This window comes from Streptomyces fulvoviolaceus (assembly GCF_000718165.1).
GTDB lineage: Bacteria > Actinomycetota > Actinomycetes > Streptomycetales > Streptomycetaceae > Streptomyces > Streptomyces fulvoviolaceus.
On record NZ_JOEY01000240.1, the window covers coordinates 1 to 220 of the forward strand.

1 pseudogene is annotated in these 220 nt (G+C 69.5%); it reads right to left on the reverse strand.

Annotation, left to right across the window (positions count from 1 at the left end):
* Positions 1-220, reverse strand: a pseudogene (locus IG08_RS0153705) (IS200/IS605 family accessory protein TnpB-related protein); the annotation flags it as partial.

Sequence of the window (220 nt, forward strand, 5' to 3'; positions counted from 1 at the left end):
CTTCTCCGCGGCGAAGTCCAGGTCTTCCACCGCGATGGCTTTCACTCCGCAGGTGCGGGCCCAGTTGAGCAGCCGGGTGAGGGCGTGGCGGACCTGGGCGTCGCGGTGATCGGCTGTGTCTGTGAGGTCGTAGAAGAAGCGGCGCGGGGTCCCGGTCGGGTTGCCGTGGGTGTCGAGGCGCCAGGCGGCGAGGTGGTCGGCGTTCATGTCGACGCCGATC